The organism is Neobacillus sp. NPDC058068, from assembly GCF_042885335.1.
In the GTDB taxonomy this organism is placed as follows: Bacteria; Bacillota; Bacilli; order Bacillales; family Cytobacillaceae; genus Neobacillus.
This window is the reverse complement of record NZ_JBHVSI010000051.1, coordinates 1-1,803: the sequence shown is the minus strand read 5'-3', so window position 1 is coordinate 1,803 and position 1,803 is coordinate 1. Positions and strand designations below refer to the sequence as shown.

The window sequence follows — 1,803 nt, the reverse complement described above, 5'->3', positions numbered from 1 at the left end:
ACTCCCTCAGTTTAATACGAATATCTCTCGAATGCTCACTTATTCGCAGGATTTCATATCCCTTGTAATTGGATTTACTTGTAATTGAAATGAGTACTGAATAATTTGGCTTCGTGAAGGCATAGTTAAATAAAGGAGTCAGCTACCACTCCATATTTTACCATATAATGTACATCTCCACGCCGCCCCTGGAGGCTTTCCCTCCCATGTCTCAACGGGTCAATTGCCCTCTCATTCCTTCGTCATGCCTATCCAAGGGGTGGAGGCCAGTTATGCTATCCTGATGGGTCACAGTGCCCTTTTGTTGAAGAAACCTGGTACTCCGTACATATTTGAAATCCTACGAATAAGACAACATTCAAAAATTAAAGTTTACTATTTTAATTTATACAATTTATATATCAAATGTTTTCAATCTAAGCTGCTAAGGGGAGTAATACTTGGACTTTACTTGGACAATAAGACTCATTACTTCGTGCTATTCCTACAAAAATCCTTGCTAGTTTCCCTATCAGTTTCATGATTGATTTCATTTTCTTTATCTTTTTAACCTTCACATTATGGGAATGGAGTGCTTTAAATTCAGGGTTATTCATCACAAGGCTCATAGTTGCTAAGTAGAGGAAACGCCTTAGCCGAGATCTTCCGCGCTTTGAAATGACAATCTGACCTTTCCATTTGCCTGAGCTTGCTTCAGCTAGATGCAATCCTGCATGGCGTAATAGAGAGTTTCCATGAGAGAATCCGCTTAAGTCTCCTGACTCACCTAGTATCCCAGCTAATGAAATTTCACTTATTCCCTTAATCATAAGTAGTTTTTTCGCGAATGGTATTTTGTAGAGGACATCTTTAACTTGTTGTTCAACTCTTTCGAGTTGTTTTGCAGCGAGGTCATATTCCTCTAGTAATTGTTCTAAATGGAATTTATAAGCATCAAGTGCTTGTCCGGTTCCAATAGAAGATTTTGCTAGATTGATCAGTAATTGAGCTTTTTTAGGTCCTGGTTGTCTTTTCATTAATGACTTCCATCCCCTCATGACATCTAGTGGCTCCATTGAAGATATTTCAACTGGAGTTGGAAACAAACGAAGGGTTGCGATGGCCCCTTTGCACGAAACATCGTTAAACACTTGCCGCAGCTCTGGAAAGACAACATCTACCCATCGATTAATTTGATTAATAGACATGACGAGGCGTTTTACAACCACATCACGATTAGACATTAGAACTCTAAGTTTCTCAAATGTTTCTGATGATGGGCGAATAAAGGAATAGTACCCGTTTTTGACCATATCCGCGATAACGAGCGCATCCTTTTTATCACTCTTAGATTGGGTATTATCCCGATTCTCTTTATTCCTTTTTACTAAATGGGGATTGACTGTAACTACCTCAATGTTTTGGTTATATAACCATTGGGATAGGTTAATCCAGTAATGGCCTGTAGGCTCCATACCAACTATTATTGAATCTAATTTTTTTAGTTTTTGTAATTTTTGAATCCAACTTAATAGTTTTACGAACCCCTCTTCATTATTTTCAAATGAAAGAGGATCTCCAACTACAATTCCACGGAAGTTAACAGCTCGAGCAACGTGTAGTTGTTGAGCGATATCCACACCAACAATAAGATGTGTATCGGAAATTCTTTCTATTAGTTGATTTTGTTTGTTTTGCATTTTAAAATTCATAGTAGTGCTTCCTCCTTAAGACACTGAGTTTAGATTGGTCTCTATACTCGTATCTTACTGAGGGGCTCTATTTTTTTCAAACCTGATATTTAACGATCTACAGGAATGCTAT

The 1,803-nt window shown here is 37.8% G+C and carries 1 protein-coding gene; it reads right to left on the bottom strand.

Annotation, left to right across the window (positions count from 1 at the left end):
* Positions 1-416 precede the first annotated feature (416 nt).
* Entirely contained in the window at positions 417-1,691 is a 1,275-nt protein-coding gene (locus tag ACFVSW_RS27865) for an IS110 family RNA-guided transposase (protein ID WP_387319872.1), read from the bottom strand.
* Positions 1,692-1,803: the final 112 nt, after the last annotated feature.